Annotated in this window: 15 protein-coding genes; 7 read left to right on the forward strand and 8 right to left on the reverse strand. The window is 70.7% G+C overall.

From position 1 onward, the window contains the following. Nucleotides 1-198 precede the first annotated feature (198 nt). From ACFXJ8_RS13020 to ACFXJ8_RS13045, 6 genes are all read left to right on the forward strand, one after another. Complete coding sequence (locus tag ACFXJ8_RS13020) at nucleotides 199-837, forward strand: hypothetical protein (RefSeq protein WP_379644066.1); 639 nt, start codon at nucleotides 199-201, stop codon at nucleotides 835-837. A gap of 106 nt (nucleotides 838-943) precedes the next feature. Continuing rightward, complete coding sequence (locus tag ACFXJ8_RS13025) at nucleotides 944-1,168, forward strand: hypothetical protein (RefSeq protein ID WP_379644067.1); 225 nt, start codon at nucleotides 944-946, stop codon at nucleotides 1,166-1,168. A 474-nt stretch (nucleotides 1,169-1,642) separates the two neighbouring features. Further along, nucleotides 1,643-1,948 carry a type II toxin-antitoxin system Phd/YefM family antitoxin gene (locus ACFXJ8_RS13030; RefSeq protein ID WP_379644068.1) on the forward strand — a complete coding sequence of 102 codons (306 nt, stop codon included), beginning with the start codon at nucleotides 1,643-1,645 and terminating at the stop codon, nucleotides 1,946-1,948. Next, nucleotides 1,945-2,190, forward strand: coding sequence for a hypothetical protein (locus tag ACFXJ8_RS13035; protein ID WP_379644069.1), 246 nt, complete (start codon nucleotides 1,945-1,947; stop codon nucleotides 2,188-2,190). Before ACFXJ8_RS13030 ends, ACFXJ8_RS13035 begins: the two co-directional genes overlap by 4 nt. A gap of 281 nt (nucleotides 2,191-2,471) precedes the next feature. Continuing rightward, on the forward strand, nucleotides 2,472-2,597 hold the full coding sequence (locus ACFXJ8_RS13040) for a hypothetical protein (RefSeq protein WP_379644070.1): 126 nt from the start codon (nucleotides 2,472-2,474) through the stop codon (nucleotides 2,595-2,597). A gap of 118 nt (nucleotides 2,598-2,715) precedes the next feature. After that, nucleotides 2,716-2,937: a hypothetical protein gene (locus tag ACFXJ8_RS13045; protein ID WP_379644071.1), complete on the forward strand. Its 222-nt coding sequence runs from the start codon at nucleotides 2,716-2,718 to the stop codon at nucleotides 2,935-2,937. 32 nt (nucleotides 2,938-2,969) lie between these two features. Here ACFXJ8_RS13045 and ACFXJ8_RS13050 read toward each other — a convergent pair whose 3' ends face one another. The 7 genes from ACFXJ8_RS13050 to ACFXJ8_RS13080 all read right to left on the reverse strand — a co-directional run bounded on the left by ACFXJ8_RS13050 (nucleotide 2,970) and on the right by ACFXJ8_RS13080 (nucleotide 13,817). Next, nucleotides 2,970-4,634: an acyclic terpene utilization AtuA family protein gene (locus tag ACFXJ8_RS13050; protein WP_379644072.1), complete on the reverse strand. Its 1,665-nt coding sequence runs from the start codon at nucleotides 4,632-4,634 to the stop codon at nucleotides 2,970-2,972. After that, nucleotides 4,625-5,398 carry an enoyl-CoA hydratase-related protein gene (locus tag ACFXJ8_RS13055; RefSeq protein ID WP_379644073.1) on the reverse strand — a complete coding sequence of 258 codons (774 nt, stop codon included), beginning with the start codon at nucleotides 5,396-5,398 and terminating at the stop codon, nucleotides 4,625-4,627. Before ACFXJ8_RS13055 ends, ACFXJ8_RS13050 begins: the two co-directional genes overlap by 10 nt. Continuing rightward, nucleotides 5,395-7,353, reverse strand: a complete 1,959-nt coding sequence (locus ACFXJ8_RS13060; RefSeq protein WP_379644074.1) for an acetyl/propionyl/methylcrotonyl-CoA carboxylase subunit alpha — start codon at nucleotides 7,351-7,353, stop codon at nucleotides 5,395-5,397. The genes ACFXJ8_RS13055 and ACFXJ8_RS13060 overlap by 4 nt, the downstream gene beginning before the upstream one ends. Then, nucleotides 7,350-8,882 carry an acyl-CoA carboxylase subunit beta gene (locus ACFXJ8_RS13065; RefSeq protein ID WP_379644266.1) on the reverse strand — a complete coding sequence of 511 codons (1,533 nt, stop codon included), beginning with the start codon at nucleotides 8,880-8,882 and terminating at the stop codon, nucleotides 7,350-7,352. Before ACFXJ8_RS13065 ends, ACFXJ8_RS13060 begins: the two co-directional genes overlap by 4 nt. A gap of 53 nt (nucleotides 8,883-8,935) precedes the next feature. Beyond that, entirely contained in the window at nucleotides 8,936-9,631 is a 696-nt protein-coding gene (locus ACFXJ8_RS13070) for a TetR/AcrR family transcriptional regulator (protein ID WP_379644075.1), read from the reverse strand. A 285-nt stretch (nucleotides 9,632-9,916) separates the two neighbouring features. After that, nucleotides 9,917-12,064 (reverse strand): protein kinase, encoded by a 2,148-nt coding sequence (locus ACFXJ8_RS13075; protein WP_379644076.1) that lies wholly within the window; start codon nucleotides 12,062-12,064, stop codon nucleotides 9,917-9,919. 397 nt (nucleotides 12,065-12,461) lie between these two features. Then, nucleotides 12,462-13,817, reverse strand: a complete 1,356-nt coding sequence (locus tag ACFXJ8_RS13080; RefSeq protein WP_379644077.1) for an FAD-binding oxidoreductase — start codon at nucleotides 13,815-13,817, stop codon at nucleotides 12,462-12,464. Between the two features lie 56 nt (nucleotides 13,818-13,873). Here ACFXJ8_RS13080 and ACFXJ8_RS13085 point away from each other — a divergent pair, with 56 nt between their 5' ends. After that, nucleotides 13,874-14,455 (forward strand): hypothetical protein, encoded by a 582-nt coding sequence (locus ACFXJ8_RS13085; RefSeq protein WP_379644078.1) that lies wholly within the window; start codon nucleotides 13,874-13,876, stop codon nucleotides 14,453-14,455. Nucleotides 14,456-14,464: 9 nt separating this feature from the next. On the opposite strand, the gene ACFXJ8_RS13090 is transcribed toward ACFXJ8_RS13085, so the two are convergent. Next, nucleotides 14,465-15,724 carry an aminotransferase class I/II-fold pyridoxal phosphate-dependent enzyme gene (locus ACFXJ8_RS13090; RefSeq protein WP_379644079.1) on the reverse strand — a complete coding sequence of 420 codons (1,260 nt, stop codon included), beginning with the start codon at nucleotides 15,722-15,724 and terminating at the stop codon, nucleotides 14,465-14,467. Nucleotides 15,725-15,864: the final 140 nt, after the last annotated feature.

The raw sequence follows: 15,864 nt of genomic DNA on the forward strand, positions 1-15,864 counted from the left end.
GGCACAACGACAAGACCGGCCAGCCGATCAAACGGTCTCTGATCCCCTACGACCACTGAACTTGACCAGACCCCTTGGACTCATTCATCTAGGCGTGGTGTCCGGGTCTCCGAGGCGAACCGGACCACTTTCAGCGGGATCAAGGGAGCCTTCCTCACCCGGACCACCGGAGTGATCGGGTTCGGAAAGTCCGCGGCCGTGGACTACGACCTCACGTCGAAGACAAAGCTCACGAACGAGCAGAAGGCAGCTCTCGGGGTAGGCGAAGACTATGAACCGACCACGCTCCGTGCGATCAAGGTGGGCCGCGCCACCTACGTGAAGGGCATTGAGTGGGGCGAGATGCCCGAAGGCAAGCACTGGATCCGGTTCAGCGGAAACTCCTCGTGGGGCGACAAGGGGCAGCGCGGCGACCAGCGTGTCGACGTCCTGAACCCGGCGATCCTGAAGTTGGTGATCTCGAAGGCCACCTTCGCCAAGGCCGGCGAATACCGCGGCACTCTCAGCGGGAAGGAGCTGTACAAGGACAAGTACGGTGGCTCCGAGGTGGGCAAGATTTCCTTCAGGCTCTTCGTCAACCGTGACCAGCTGCCTGTCCGCCTGATCACGGAGTACACCCTGAAAACCCACGTGCCCAAGGACGACAAGCTGGTGAAGGCCACGGAGCACGACATCGTCGACACGCGCTACAGCGACTGGGGCACGAAGGTGGCGATTGCGGCGCCTCCGGCCGGCGAGGTCGTCGACTTCGATGATCTGAGGTGGCCGCCGATCGACGACAACCCGATCAGCGCTCTGACCGACAGCGCGCAGTCCGCGAAGGTGCGGAGGAACTGAGGGAGCGTCAGCCGTTCACGGGGCGGAGGGCGCCGGGGTGGCGGTCGAGCGCGGCGGAGGTGCGGCGTCGGCCGGTAGACAGACAAGGATGCGCTGTTCGCCGTAGATGCTGTGCAGCCTTGGACTCGAGCGGGATGAGCGGCTCACCCACGAGGAGGGCCGCCGCTACGTGTGGTGCGGATGGCTGCCCGGCACCAGGTGGCAGCTGTCGGCCGTCGCTCGCGTGCTGCACCCCTTCCTGCAGGGCGAGCACAGCAGGTCCGCGCGTGAGGCGCTGAGGCTCTCCAAGCTCGTCCAGGGCGCGGCCGTCCGGGAAGGGGGCTCCGCCTGAACGCGCCCGGCGGTGCGTCGTGACGGGGAGCAGAGGCGCAGATCCTTCTCCCGCGCCTCACCATCCCAGTGCAGTCGGTTCATGAACCGCTCGGCGCCGACGTCCAGCGCGCTCCGACCGCTGATACATCCACGAGAGGCGGACACCTTGGCCACCTTCTCGCAGTTGCTCGGGTAGGTGTGCCCGCGGCGGGCTGCGGATGCGAGCGCGTTCACGGCGTTGGGCGGCCAGGAGATGCTGAACAGCGGGATCCGTGTCCCGTCCTACACCCCCGAGATGGCCGCCGGTGACGCCCGGCGAACGGTCAGACGGCCCGAGGCGGATCCGCGTGCGGCTGCCCCAACCAACCGCATACCTCGGGCTGACCGAGCTGCACGTGACCCCAGGGCGTAGTCGACGAGCACGCTATCGAGCTGTCGATTTCGGTATACGGCAATCTGTCAGATCCGGCATCATGAGCATATGCTGAGAGACATGACGATCGACAAGACGAGCCTGGAGACCTTCGGCATCGCCGCGGCCCGCGACAAGCTCGGCCTGCTCGTGTCCAAGGCCGTGATCGGCCACCACCCGACCCGCATCAAGCGCTCCGACGACGAGCAAGCCGTCCTCATCTCCGAGGAGGCATACGAGGAGTACCTGCGCCTCAAGCGTCAGCGAGAGATCGACGACCTGCGCGCCCGCATGGAATCCACCAGCCGCGAGACCATCGAGAGGGACGCCTACTCCAGCCGCGAGCAGGCCTACGCCGACCTCGGGCTGGGCGGCGCCCACCAGTGAAGCTCCGCATCTACCTGGACCCCAGCGTCAAGGATGTGCTTCGTACGGCGGCGCCAACGCTGCGCACGTCGATCGTCGACACCCTGTTGGACCTGGGCGACGATCCCGTCCCGCCGGCCGCCACGCCCTACGGCGAGATCGAGGGCGCGTACGAACTGACCACGCCGACGTTCCGCGCGCTCTACACCTACGTCCCCGACCTCGATCACGTGTCGGTCTGGGTGCTCCACATCAACACGTGACGACCACAGCCAGGAGGGGCGACCAGGGCGAACGACCGGACCAGAACGTGTGACTGTGAAGCCCTGGCGCAGACGTTGCGCACCTGCATCGCGACGCTTGGGCAGGATGCACTCCGCCTGCGCAAGGCCGGGGCGCAGCCTGATGGGGACGGCTGGTCGCTCGGGCGGGAAGACGACCCGTTGGAGGCTGCCCGCTGGCTGACCACTGTGGCCTGCGCTTTCAAGCGCTCCCCACTGGTGCGCGGCGCTGTGCTCGCTCCTGCTGGGGACGCGGCGAACGTATGATGGCGCAGCGGCGGGCCGCGCACATGATCAGCAGAGACCTGCACCTCGGATACTTACTGATGGGCCTGCGGGTCGTGGTCGGGTGGGTGGCCACCTGGCCCTCCCCGGCCGGGCTCGGCTGAGGTTTCTCGCGTCGGTGTTCTGCGGAGTCCTACCGTACATCGTCTTCCGGCGCACACCGTCCTGTACGGCGCAGGGCAGCACGGCGGCCGCGGCGATCGTGACGGGATCGTGCTGCTGGTGTCCAATGCGCAGTGGCCGATATCGGCCGCGCTCGCGGGCCTGCTGGCCTGCCTGCTCGGCATGGTGCCGCTGGTGAAGTCCAATGGCGCGGTGGGGGCCGCCGCCTTCGTGGTCGCCGTACTCGCGTTGGGTGTCGACCTGGCGATGGCAGGGTCGTGGGGGTCTGCGCGGCGGCCGGGATCGGCTGGTCACGGGTACAGCCCCACTCGCGCTACCTGAACCCGGCCGACCGTCCCGCCGTCGAGAGGAGCTCAGCGCAGGAACGTCTTCGGCACCTCCACTGTCTGGGCGCGCAGTTCCTCACCGAGCGCCTTCGCCTGCGGGTCGAGCCGGGGGCTGGCCGCGACCCCCCTGCCGAGCAGCCCGTGGACGACGAAGTTCAGCGCGTTGAGGTTGGGCAGCTCGTACCGCTCGACCCGCGATCCCTCCAGCCCGGGCAGCAGCTCCACGAGCCGCTCGGCGGTCAGCGTCGCGGCCAGCCAGCCGTACTCCTCGGGGGTGCGCACCCACACGCCCAGGTTCGCGTTGCCGCCCTTGTCGCCCGACCTGGCCCCGGCGACCCGGCCCAGCGGTGCGGTCACCGTCGGCACCTCCGCCCCCTCCCACCGGGGCGGCGGCGCGACCGGCACCTCGACCGCCGGGCTGCAGGAACCGTCCGAGGGCACCGCGACCTCCTCGCCGCCCATGAAGACCCGAGGGGTGACGTCGGCGGCGGGGATGAGCGTCGGCCAGTAGACGCCGTACGGCGAGGCGTCTCCTGGCGGGGCGAGCCCGTAGAAGCCCGGGTAGCTGGCCAGGCCCGTCTCCACCACGGCCGAGGAGAACGCCCGTCCCGCCCTGCGCGCGTCACGGTCCATCACGGTGATCCGCAGCAGCGGCGGGTCGAAGGAGACGTCCACCGACTCGAACGACTCGCGCGGCGCGCGGGCCCAGATCGTCTCCTGCGCCACCCGCGCCTTCTCCTCCAGGTCGAGCCCGGTCAGCACGAGCGTCATCGTGTTGCGGTAGCCGCCCAGGTAGTTGACCGCGACCTTCAGCGTGTCGGGCGGCGGCTCGCCGCGCACCCCCGACACCCGCACCCGGTCCGGACCCTCCTGCGACAGCGAGATGGTGTCGAAGCGGGCCACCACGTCGGGCCCGAGATATCGCGGCGAGGCGATCTCGTACAGCAGCTGCGCGGTGACTGTGCCCACCGAGACCAGGCCACCGGCCCCCGGATGCTTGGTGATCACCGATGAGCCGTCCTCGTGCAGCTCGACGAGGGGGAAACCGCAGTGGGCCAGGTCGGGCACCTCGTGGAAGAAGGCGTAGTTGCCGCCCGTGGCCTGGCAGCCGCACTCGATGACGTGCCCGGCCACGACCGAGCTGGCCAGCGCGTCCAGGTCGCCTGCTTGCCAGCCGTACCGCCAGATGCCGGGGCCGGTGACGAGGGCGGCGTCGGTGATCCTGCCGGTGACGACGACGTCGGCGCCCGCGGACAGGGCTGCGGCGACGGGGCGGGCGCCCAGGTAGGCGTTTGCGGTCAGGACGGGCTCGGCGAGCTTCTCGCCGGTGTCGAGGTTGACCAGGTCGAGGTCGTGCCCGGTGACGTCGTCGCCGGTGACGTAGGCGACCTTGGCCGGCAGGCCCAGCTTCTCGATCGCCGCCGCGCAGCCCTCGGGGTCGAGCCCTCCGGCGTTGGAGACGACCTTGATGCCGCGCTCCAGGCAGGTGCCGAGCACCTGCTCCATCTGCTTGACGAAGGTCGTGGCGTAGCCGGGGCGGCCCTTCATCCGGTTGCCCGCCAGGATCAGCATGGTCAGCTCGGCCAGCCAGTCGCCGGTGAGCACGTCGATCGGACCGCCCTCGACCATCTCGCGGGCGGCCGACAGGCGGTCGCCGTAGAAGCCGCTGCAGTTGGCGATCCTCAGCACCACTTCGGCGGCCTCTTCTCCATGAAGGCGGCGATGCCCTCCTGGCCTTCCTCGGAGGTGAAGCGCTGGGCCGACAGCGCGGCCATCTGCCGCAGCCCCTCCTCGAAGGAGACCGAGGGCAGGTCGCGGACCAGCCGCTTGGTGATGGACAACGCCTCGGGGCCGCCCTTGACCAGCATGTCGGCGTAGTGGGCGACGGTGGCGTCGAGGTCCTGCATCGGCACCGCCCGGTTGATGAGGCCGATCTCCTGTGCCCTCGTGGCGTCGAACACCTCGCCCGTCATGAGGTACTCGGCCGCGGCCCTGGCCTCCAGCCGCCGCAGCACGGGCACCGAGATCATCGCGGGCACCACGCCCAGCCGTACCTCGGAGAAGGCGAACGACGCCGTCAGCGGCGCGATCGCGAAGTCGCAGGAGGCCACCAGGCCGAGCCCGCCCGCCCGCGCGGTGCCGTTCATGCGGCAGATGACCGGCTTGGGGCTCTCCCAGATCAGCGTCATGATCTCGGGGAACGACGCGGTCACCGGAGCGTCGCTCACGCCGCGCGCGGGCTCGATGCGCTGCTCCTTCAGGTCCGCGCCCGAGCAGAACACCGTGCCGGCGCCGGTCAGCACGATCACCCGCACCTCCGGCTCGGCCAGAGCCCAGTTCAGCCGGTCCTCCAGATCGCCCAGCAGCCGCACCGACAGCGCGTTGCGGTTGGGCGGAGAGTCCAGGGTGATGGTGGCAATGCCACCCTCCAACTCCTTGTGGACCAGGCGCGTCATGCTTCCCCTTCCTCGATGATCGCGAGCACGGCTTCCGCCTCGACCTGTGAGCCCTTCTCCACCATGACGGCGGCGACGACCCCGTCGGCGGGCGCGGCGATCTGATGCTCCATCTTCATCGCTTCGAGCACCAGGACCACCTGGCCCTTGACCACGGCGTCCCCCTGCTCGACCTCGACGCGCAGCACGCTACCGGGCATGGGGGCCAGCAGGGAGCCCGGCGCGTGGTGTTCGGCGGGTTCGGGCAGGCGGGGCAGCGGGATGAGCCGGGTGTCGCCGACGTAGACGCGGCCGCCGTGGTGCGCGACGGCGAACGCGCGCCGCACGCCCCCGACCTCGACCACCACCTGGTACGGCGTCGCGCCCACCACGGTCACCTCGTCGGGCACCGGGTCGTAGCAGACCTCGATCTCCTCGAACCTGGCCACCTGCGGCTGCGACCTGACGTTGCGCCAGCCGGAGGGCAGGCTCCGCTGCACGACGGCCGCGTCCTTGGCGCGGGCCGCGATGGCGAGGGCCGCCGCCAGAGCCTCCAGTCCGGTGGGTACGGCCCGCGCGGCGAGGTCGTGCTCGTCGAGGAAGCTTGTGTGCGTGTCGCCCGCGGCGAACGCCGGATGCGCCAGGATGTTCCGCAGCAGTCGGCGGTTGGTGGCCAGGCCGTGGACGCGCGCCCTGTCCAGGGCGGCGGTCAGCTTCCTGATCGCCGCGGTACGGCTCCCGCCGTACGCGATGATCTTCGCGAGCATCGGATCGTAGTGGGTGGACACCACCGAGCCCGACTCGACGCCCGAATCCACCCGGACCGGGCCAGGGACCTCGAACAGCTCGACCACCCCCGACTGGGGCAGGTGGTCGCCGTCCTCCGCGTACAGCCTGACCTCGACCGCGTGCCCGCTCGGCGCGGGCCGCTGGGCGGGCAGCGGCTCGCCCTCGGCGACGCGCAGCTGCAGCTCGACCAGGTCCACGCCGTAGACCAGCTCGGTGACCGGGTGCTCGACCTGGAGGCGGGTGTTCATCTCCAGGAAGGCGATCGTGTCGTCCTTGACCAGGAACTCCACCGTGCCCGCGCCGACGTAGCCGATCTTCTCGGCGGCGGCGACGGCCGCGGCTTCCAGGCGCTCGCGCAGCTCGGGGGTGGCGGCGGGGGAGGGGCACTCCTCCACCACCTTCTGGTGACGGCGCTGGATCGAGCACTCCCGCTCTCCGAGCGCCCACACCGTGCCGTGCGCGTCGGCCAGGACCTGCACCTCGATGTGGCGGGCGCCGTCGAGCAGCGGCTCGACGAACACCGTGCCGTCGCCGAACGCCGCCTCGGCCTCCCTGCTCGCCGCGGCCACGGCCGGGCCGAGCTCGGCGGGCGTCCTGACGACGCGCATGCCGCGCCCGCCGCCGCCCATCGACGCCTTGACCAGCAGCGGAAAGCGCCAGCCCGCGTCCTGGCGCGCCGTGGCCTCCTCGGCCGCGCTTTCGTGCGCCTGCGCCTTCTCGCCCGTGGGTGAGGGCGGCACCGGCACGTCCGGCTCGACGGGGAGCGTGGGCAGCACCGGCACGCCCGCCTCCGCCATCAGCCGCTTCGCCTCGATCTTGGAGCCCATCGCGGCGATCGCCCCCGGAGGCGGGCCCACCCAGGTCAGGCCCGCGTCGATCACGGCCTGGGCGAAGGCGGCGTTCTCCGACAGGAACCCGTAGCCGGGATGCACTGCGTCGGCGCCCGACCGTCGCGCCGCGTCCACGAGTGCCTCGACGTCGAGGTAGGCCAGCGGCGCGCCGAGCCGTACGGCCAGATCGGCCTCGATCATGTGAGGCGCGCCCTCGTCGGCGTCGGAGAAGACCGCGACCGTCTCGATGCCGAGCTCGCGACAGGTCCTGAAGATCCTGCGGGCGATCTCCCCTCTGTTGGCGACCAGGAGCCTGGTGATCGTGGAGTGCGCCGTCATGCCCTGAACACCCCTCATGGCCTGAACACCCCGAATCCGGTCGCCTCCGGCACGGCCGCGCTGTTGATCGCCGACAGGCACAGCCCGAGCACCGTGCGGGTGTCGCGCGGGTCGATCACCCCGTCGTCGTACAGCCGGCCCGACAGGAAGAACGGCATCGATTCGTGCTCGATCTGCGCCTCCACCATGGCCCGCATCGCCGCGTCGGCCTCCTCGTCGTAGATCTGCCCGCGGGACTGCGCCGCCTGCCGTCCGACGATCGACAGCACGCCCGCCAGCTGGGCGGGACCCATCACGGCCGACTTCGCGCTCGGCCAGGCGAACAGGAAGCGGGGGTCGTAGGCGCGCCCGCACATCCCGTAGTTGCCCGCGCCGTAGGACGCGCCCATCACCACCGTCAGGTGCGGAACCGTCGAGTTCGACACCGCGTTGATCATCATCGCGCCGTGCTTGATGATGCCGCCCTGCTCGTACTCCTTGCCCACCATGTAGCCGGTCGTGTTCTGCAGGAACAGCAGCGGCGTGCGCGCCTGGTTCGCCAGCTGGATGAACTGCGTCGCCTTCTGCGCCTCCTCGCTGAACAGCACGCCGCGCGCATTGGCGAGGATCCCGATCGGATAGCCGTGCAGCGTCGCCCACCCCGTGACCAGGCTGGCCCCGTACAGCGGCTTGAACTCCTCGAACTCGCTGCCGTCGACGATCCGCGCGATCACCTCGCGCGGGTCGAACGGCACCTTCAAGTCTTCAGGGACGATTCCCCTGAGCTCCTCCGCCGGATACCGCGGCTCGCTCACCGCCCGCGGGCTGAGGCCGAGCTTGCGCCACCGCAACGACTTGACGATGTTCCTGCCGATGCGCAGCGCGTCGTGCTCGTCGGCGGCGAGGTAGTCGGCCAGGCCGCTGACGCGCGCGTGCATCTCGGCCCCGCCGAGCGACTCGTCGTCGGACTCCTCACCCGTGGCCATCTTGACCAGCGGAGGGCCGCCGAGGAACACCTTCGCGCGCTCCTTGACCATCACCACGTAGTCGCTCATCCCCGGCACGTAGGCGCCGCCCGCCGTGGAGTTGCCGAACACCAGCGCGATCGTCGGGACGCCCGCGGCCGACAGCCGCGTCAGATCCCGGAAGATCTGCCCTCCCGGGATGAAGATCTCCTTCTGCGTCGGCAGGTCAGCGCCGCCCGACTCCACCAGATTGATGTACGGCAGGCGGTTGCGCAGCGCGATGTCGGCCGCCCGCAGCGTCTTCTTCAGGGTCCACGGATTGGAGGCGCCGCCCCTGACCGTCGGATCGCTGGCGGTGATAACGCACTCGACGCCCTCAACGACGCCGATGCCGGTCACCACGCTCGCCCCGACGGGGAAGTCGCTTCCCCACGCCGCCAGCGGCGACAGTTCGAGGAAGGCGGAGGCGGGATCGATCAGCAGCTCGACGCGCTCCCTCGCCAGGAGTTTGCCGCGCCTGCGGTGGCGCTCGACGTACTTCTCGCCGCCTCCAGCGACGGCCTTGCCGTGTTCGGCGTCGAGGTCGGCGAGTTTGGCCAGCATGGCACGCCTGCGCGCCTGGTAGTCGGGGTCGGCCGGGTCCAGCCTGCTGATGATCACCTGTCCTCCTCGCCGATGCCACCGGTCATGCAGCCCGCGCCGTCCCCGGTGCTGCGGACGAACGGCGCGGACTCGGGAGTTGACGGCTGCGTCAGACCGATCGCGCGCGCCCAGAGCCTGGTCAGGTGGTCGACGGCGGTACGCTCGTCGGCCCGCTCGCCCAGATCCAGCCAGACGTGGGCGAAGTGCTCCACCATCCCGCCCAGCATGATCGCCGTCAGCCTCGGGTCCAGACCGGGATCGGCCAGGCCCTGCTCCTGCAAGCGGCGCAGCCCCTCGGCGCCCCGCCTGACGAACACCTCCCTGAGCTCCAGCAGCAACCCGCGGAAGCGGTCGTCGCCGGTCGCGATGTGCTCCAGCATCCTGAGCAGCCGGGAGTTGGCCGCCCATGCGCGCAGGTAGAGCAGGTTGGCGGCCTCGACGCGGGCGTAGGGGTCGTCGGGGACCGTGGGGCCGACGACGCTCGCGGTGAACATCTCACCCACCGCCGCGCCCGCCACCTCGCCGAACAGCGCCTCTTTGGAATCGAAGTAGGTGTAGAAGGTGCCGTGCGAGACTCCCGCCCTGGCGCAGACGTCGTCGATGCGCACGGTGTCGTACCCGTGCTCCTCGAACGCCTCGCGTCCCGCCTGGAGGAGCGCGGCCCTGGTCCGCCGCCCGCGGGCGGTCAGCGCCTCAGACTTGACGATCACGTCAACAACCTAGCAACGCGCGCCCGCCAGGAGAAGGGCCCCACCCGAAGTCGGCCGGGCAGGAAGCCGCGCGGGGGAGGGCACTGGGGAGAGGGGTCGCCCAGGGAGACCGAGGTCTGGGAGGACGGTATTGCGCGCTGGGGTCCCGGGGGCGGGGTCGGACGCTCTCGGGAGACAGGGCCGGGGGAGATGGGCTCGTTCGGGAAAGAAGGCTCCCGGGGAAGGGGAAGGAACGCGAAAGGCCCGGCGGGAGCGATTGTGCTTCCGCCGGGCCTTCACGGATGGTCAGCCGCAGTGGCTCCAGCCGCTCTTCCACGAGAGCGTGCCCCAGGAGCCGCCCCAGATCACGCACTTCTTGACCGCCGGCAGCCGGACCGGCCCCGCGTAGGCGGTGAACTTGCCGGGATTGGCGCCGCTGCTGCCGCCCTTCACCTGCAGGATGGCGTTCATCGACACCTTGGCGGGCACCACGTACTTCGACATGGTGACCACGCAGTTCCTACCCGCACTCGTGCTGTAGAGCAGGTAGATCGTGGCCTTGGTGCTCAGCGCGTGCGAGTCGATCACCTTGTAGCCGGACCCGCAGGCGCCGGTGGCCGTGTAGGGGTTCGGCTTCGGCGGCGTGGTGGGCTTGGCGGTCGGCTTCACCGTCGGCCTGCTCGTCGGCTTGGCGGTGGGCTTGCTGGTCGGCTTGGTGGTGGGCTTGCTGCTCGAGTGCCCGTACGCGTCGCCGACCGTCGGCTCGGTCAGCCCTGTCGGCTCGGGGTCGGGGTCGACCAGGCCCGTGCTCCTGGTCGGCTTGGCCGTCGGCTTCTTCTTCGTGGGCTGCGCCGTCGGCCGCTGCTGCGGTTGCTGGGGGAGAGGCACCGTGGTGTGCGGCACGGAGACCGCCGGGTCCTCCGGCTCCTTCTTCGACTTGGTGTTCTCGGGCGTCGGCGTGTCCTGCGTCAGGTCGGGAGTGATGTCGGGCTCGGTCGGCTGCTCGTCGGGCGGCAGCACCTCGACAGAGCCCGGGTCCTGCGGGGACGAGCTGACGGGGGAGTCGACCGCGACCAGGTTCGCGGGGACCTCCTTGCCCGCGTTCGCCCACACGACGGTTCCGGCCAGCAGGACGGCTCCCGCCGCCGCGACCGACACCGCCACCGTCACGGTACGGCGGCGCGCGCCCGAGCCGCCGGGTCGCGCCGCGTCCCCGGAGGGCGGACGCTGGCCGGGCACGGACGGCGGAGCGAAGGGCTGTCCCTGCTGCGGAGGCACGGAATGGCCGGGCGGCACCGGGTGCCCACCAGGCTGGCCGGGCTGACCAGGGCCGTGCTGACCAGGACCGTGCTGACCAGGACCGGGCTGACCAGGGCCGGGGTGACCCGGATGGCTTGGGCCGGGCTGGCCGGGACCGTGCTGTCCGTGCTGACTGGGCTGGCCGGGGCCGTGCTGAGCAGGGCCAGGCTGACCAGAACCGGGCTGACCGGCACCAGGCTGACCGGGGCCGGGCTGGCCAGCACCGTGCTGACCGTGCTGGCCGGGGCCGGGCTGCCCCGGATGCCCGGCGGGCGGGACCGGCTGGGGGAACGGCGGCGGCAGCTTGCTGCCCGTCTGGTGGACGGCCACCGCCGTCTCGCCGGTCGTCTGCCCCGTCAGGCGAGCGATCAGCTGCTCGGCCGTGGGCCGCAGGGAAGGATCCTTGGACAGGCAGGCCGCCACGAGCTCGCCGAGCACCCCGTCCAGCCCGCCGGTGTCCGGCTCCTCGTTCAGGATCCGGTTCATCACGACGGGAATGGAGTCGGAGCCGAAGGCGGGCTTGCCCGTCGCGGCGAACACCATCGTGACGCCCCACGCGAACACGTCGGCCGCCTCAGACACCGCAGCGCCGCTCAGCTGCTCGGGCGCGAGATAGGCGGGCGTGCCCATGGCCATCCCCGTGGCGGTCGCGCCGGGCGAGTCCAGGGCGCGGGCGATGCCGAAGTCGATCACTACCGGGCCCTCGGGGCCCATGAGCACGTTCGCGGGCTTGAAGTCGCGATGCAGGATCCCGGCGCGGTGGATGGCCGCCAGCGCGGTGGCCGTACTGATGGCCAACCGTTCCAGGGCCGCTCCCCTGCGCGGCCCCTCGCCTTCGACCAGCTGCCGCAGGGAGGGCCCTGGCACGTAGTCCGTCACGATGTACGGCCGGCTGCCCTCCAGATCGGCGTGCAGCACGGGCGCGGTGCAGAACCTCGCCACCCGCTGCGCCACCGCCACCTCGCGCAGGAACCTCGTCCGCGCGTCGGCGTCGGCCACCAGAGCGTTGTGCAGGAGCTTGACCGCCACCTGCTCACCGGCCTGGCCTTTGCCCAGGTAGACCACGCCCTGCCCGCCCTCGCCGAGCCGCGCGGTGATCTCGAACGCGCCCAGCCGGCGCGGGTCGTCCGCCGCCAACGGCTGGAACTGAGTCACGTCGAACCCCCGTAAGTCCGGTATAGGTGGGGCAAAACGCTATCAGTGTGGTTCGTGCGTCGTCTCACCGGTTTGACGATGTGTCCGGATTGCTATCGACCCTGCGCAGTCAGACAGCGACATGGACCCCGTGTCGCCCCCCACTTCGTCGTCGATACGGGGTCCCGGAAGGCCGGTGATCCTGCCGCCGCGCGCCCCCGCCACCCGCCATCCACGCGCGGTCCAGCAGGCGGCACCAGGCGCCGTTGACGGAGGTCCCGCCGCTGGTGTTCAGCGAGGCCATACGCGACTCGCGGAAGGCGGGCCCGAGGTGGACCTCACCGCTGGGGGAACATGACGCACGACGGCAGCACGTCAGCCACGGGTCGGGCGGGATCTCTTGAAGCGCGGGCGATGGTCAGATCGCCTTGCCCGGGTTGAGAATGCCGAGCGGGTCGAAGACCCGCTTGATGCCGTGCTGGATCTCGGTCACGACCGGGCCCGACTCCAGGCCCAGCCAGCGCCGCTTCAACAGCCCGACGCCGTGCTCGCCGGTCAGCGTGCCGCCGAGCTCCAGAGCCGCCTTGAACACCTCGTCGGCCGCCGCCCACACGTTGGCGGGCGGCTCCAGCGTGCCGTGCTCGAAGATGAAGACCGGGTGCAGGTTGCCGTCGCCCGCGTGCGCCACCGTGCAGATCATCACGTCGTGGCGCGCGGCGGCCGCCTCCACTGCCGAGATCATGTCGGGCAGCGCCGACCGCGGCACGCACACGTCCTCGACCAGGCACGCGCCGAGGCGCTCCTTGGCCTCGTAGGCCATGCGCCTGATGCCGATGAGGTCCTCGGTCTCCTCGGGCGTCGAGGAGACCGCCACGAAGGAGGCGCCGTTCGCCTCACACAGCTCCTGCATCACCGCCGCCATCGCCTGGCCGTCGGAGGCGTCCGACTGGCCGATCAGCATGGCGTTGGTGGAGTCCTCCAGGCCGATGTTGCGCCAGTCGTCGATCGCCTTCAGCGTGGCCCGGTCCAGCAGCTCCATCAGGGACGGCTGGCAGCCCGCCGCGATGATCGCCGAGACGGCCGCGGCGGCGTCGCGCAACGACCCGAACTCCGCGGCGATCGTCGCGGGCGGCGCGATCGGGGCGCGGCGCAGCCGTACCGTGGCCGAGGTGATGACGCCGAGCGTGCCCTCCGAGCCGACGAACAGGCCGGTCAGGTCGTAGCCGGTGACGCCCTTGACCGTGCGGCGGCCCGTGTTCAGGATCCGGCCGTCGGCCAGCACGACCTCGAGCCCGAGCGCGGAGTCGCGCGTCACGCCGTACTTCACGCAGCGCAGCCCGCCCGCGTTGGTGGCCAGGTTGCCGCCGATGGTGGAGATCTCGTAGGAGGAGGGGTCGGGCGCGTACATCAGCCCGTGCTGCCTGGCCGCCCTGTCCAGGTCGGCGGTGATCACGCCGGGTTCGACGACGGCGATCTCGTCGGCGGGGCTCAGTTCGCGGATCGCGTTCATCCTGGCCAGCGACAGCACGATGGACCCCTCGCTGGCGGTCGCCGCGCCGGCCAGGCCGGTGCCCGCCCCGCGCGGCACGACGGGCACCCGGTGCTCGGTGGCCCACCGCATCGTGGTCACGACGTCGTCGCGGGAGGTGGCGAGCACCACTCCGAGCGCCTTGCCAGGCTCGAGGAAGGTGCGGTCGCGGGCGTAGGAGTCGACCACGTCGGGATCGGTGAGCACCCTTCCCTCGGGAAGGCTCTGCACAAGTGCCTCAATCACGATGAGACTCTACGACCCGATTTGCGCCAGTCGCACGTCAGGGCCAGACTGCCCGGATGGATCTGTCCTGTCCGGAGTGCGGCAAGGCCGACAGGGTGGCGTCGGTGCCGGGGGTGGTGGCCGACGGTACGAGCTTTCACCTCGGGCGCGCGAGCATGCCCAAGGAGCGCGCCGTGGTCGACCTGCCCGCCGCCTCGCTCATCGGCACCAGGAAGCACCGGATGACCAGGACGCAGCTGGCGGTGTGGCTGTCCTTCCCCGCCAGGCACGAGGTGCCGCGTGCCCGCCATCAGGGTTACGTGCTGCTCGGCTTCGCCGCCCTCGCGCACGTGGTGCTGGCGCTGACGCTGGCCATGAGCGAATGGACGAACTTCCTGATCGTCCTGCTCGGCCCGTTCTGCGCGACCGGCGTCTTCTGGTGGTTCGGGCTGATGTTCGTCATGGGCGCGCAGGGCGCGCGCAAGCGCGACCAGGCCGAGGCGCCGGCCCGCGAGCAGGCGCTCCTGGTGTGGCAGGAGCTCTACTACTGCTCGCGGGACAACGTCGCCTTCGAGCCGGGGGTGGGCGTCTCCTTCCACCCCAGCGAGACCCGTGAGTACATCTTCGGCTTCAGGTACGGCAAGCGCCGCCGCCCCTGAGCCCGCCCGTCAGGCCCGCGACAGCAGCTTCTCGGCCGCGACCAGGCGGACGCACACGGTCAGACCGGTGATCGCCTCCTCCAGCTCCTCCAGACCGGGGTAGGTGGGGGCGATGCGGATCGTGCGGTCGGCGGGGTCGTCGCCGTACGGGTGGGTCGCACCGGCGGGAGTGAGCGCGATGCCCGCCTCCTTGGCCTTGGCGACGACCGCGCGGGCGCAGCCCTCGGGGACGTCGAGGCTGATGAAGTAGCCGCCCGTCGGCGCCGACCAGGTGGCCATGCCCGTGCCGCCCAGCTCCTTGGTGAGGATCCTGTCGACGGTCTCGAACTTCGGCCAGACCAGCTCGGCGTGCCTGCGCATGTGTGCGGCCAGGCCCTCGGCGTCGCGCAGGAACTCCACGTGGCGCAGCTGGTTGATCTTGTCGGGGCCGATGCTCTGCTTGGACAGGTTGGCGAGGTACCAGGCGACGTTGGCGGGGGAGGAGCCGAAGAAGGCCACGCCGCTGCCGGCCAGGGTCACCTTGGAGGTCGAGCCGAAGACGAAGGCACGGTCGGCGTTGCCGTGCTCCTCGCACAGCGCCAGCAGGTCGGCGAGCTCGGCGTGGGTGTCGGTGAGGTGGTGCACCGCGTAGGCGTTGTCCCAGAAGATGCGGAAGTCGGGCGCGGCGGCCGGCATCGAGGCCAGGCGGCGGACGGTCTCGTCGCTGTAGGTGACGCCCGAGGGGTTGCTGTACTTCGGCACGCACCAGATGCCCTTGACCCTCGGGTCGTCGGCGACCAGCCGCTCGACGACGTCCATGTCGGGGCCCTCGTCGGTCATCGGCACCTGGACCATCCTGATGCCGAAGCGCTCGCACAGCGCGAAGTGCCTGTCGTAGCCGGGCACCGGGCACAGGAAGACGGTCTCCTCCTCGTCGGCCCACCGGCGCGCGGCTCCGGGCAGGACGCTGAGCAGCGAGAAGACGATCGTGTCGTGCATCATCGCCAGGCTGGAGTTGCCGCCCGCGACCAACTGCGGGGTGGGCACCTGCAACTGCTCGGCGAACAGCTCGCGAACCTCGGCCAGCCCCTGCAGGTTGCCGTAGTTGCGGCAGTCGGTGCCGTCGGCGGCCAGATGCGTGGACGGCAGGCCGTTCATCCCGTCGGCCAGGTCGAGCTGGCGAGGGGAGGGCTTGCCCCTGGTCAGGTCGAGCTTCAGGCCGCGCCGGACGAGGGCGTCGTAGTCGGCAGCGGCCTGCTCGCGCTGAGCGGTCAGCTCGTCGAGGGTCACGGGATGTTCCTTCCTACGGTGGGATACGAACAATAGTGGGTCTCGAAATGATAACGGCGGCAGAACCCCGCGGGCACCTTGCGCCCGGCTGATCTCTTCTCTATGTTATGGCCCATAACTAAGGTTAGGCTTACCTACAG

Origin of the sequence: Nonomuraea sp. NPDC059194, from assembly GCF_042754765.1 — a bacterium.
GTDB lineage: Bacteria > Actinomycetota > Actinomycetes > Streptosporangiales > Streptosporangiaceae > Nonomuraea.

Excerpts from the sequence above, each read along its gene's own strand:
- ACFXJ8_RS13025 (WP_379644067.1), top strand. The coding sequence starts at position 944 with ATGCTGTGCAGCCTTGGACTCGAGCGGGATGAGCGGCTCACCCACGAG.
- ACFXJ8_RS13030 (WP_379644068.1), top strand. The coding sequence starts at position 1,643 with ATGACGATCGACAAGACGAGCCTGGAGACCTTCGGCATCGCCGCGGCC.
- ACFXJ8_RS13040 (WP_379644070.1), top strand. The coding sequence starts at position 2,472 with ATGATGGCGCAGCGGCGGGCCGCGCACATGATCAGCAGAGACCTGCAC.
- ACFXJ8_RS13055 (WP_379644073.1), bottom strand. The coding sequence starts at position 5,398 with ATGACGCGCCTGGTCCACAAGGAGTTGGAGGGTGGCATTGCCACCATC.
- ACFXJ8_RS13060 (WP_379644074.1), bottom strand. The coding sequence starts at position 7,353 with ATGAGGGGTGTTCAGGGCATGACGGCGCACTCCACGATCACCAGGCTC.
- ACFXJ8_RS13065 (WP_379644266.1), bottom strand. The coding sequence starts at position 8,882 with ATGCTGGCCAAACTCGCCGACCTCGACGCCGAACACGGCAAGGCCGTC.
- ACFXJ8_RS13085 (WP_379644078.1), top strand. The coding sequence starts at position 13,874 with ATGGATCTGTCCTGTCCGGAGTGCGGCAAGGCCGACAGGGTGGCGTCG.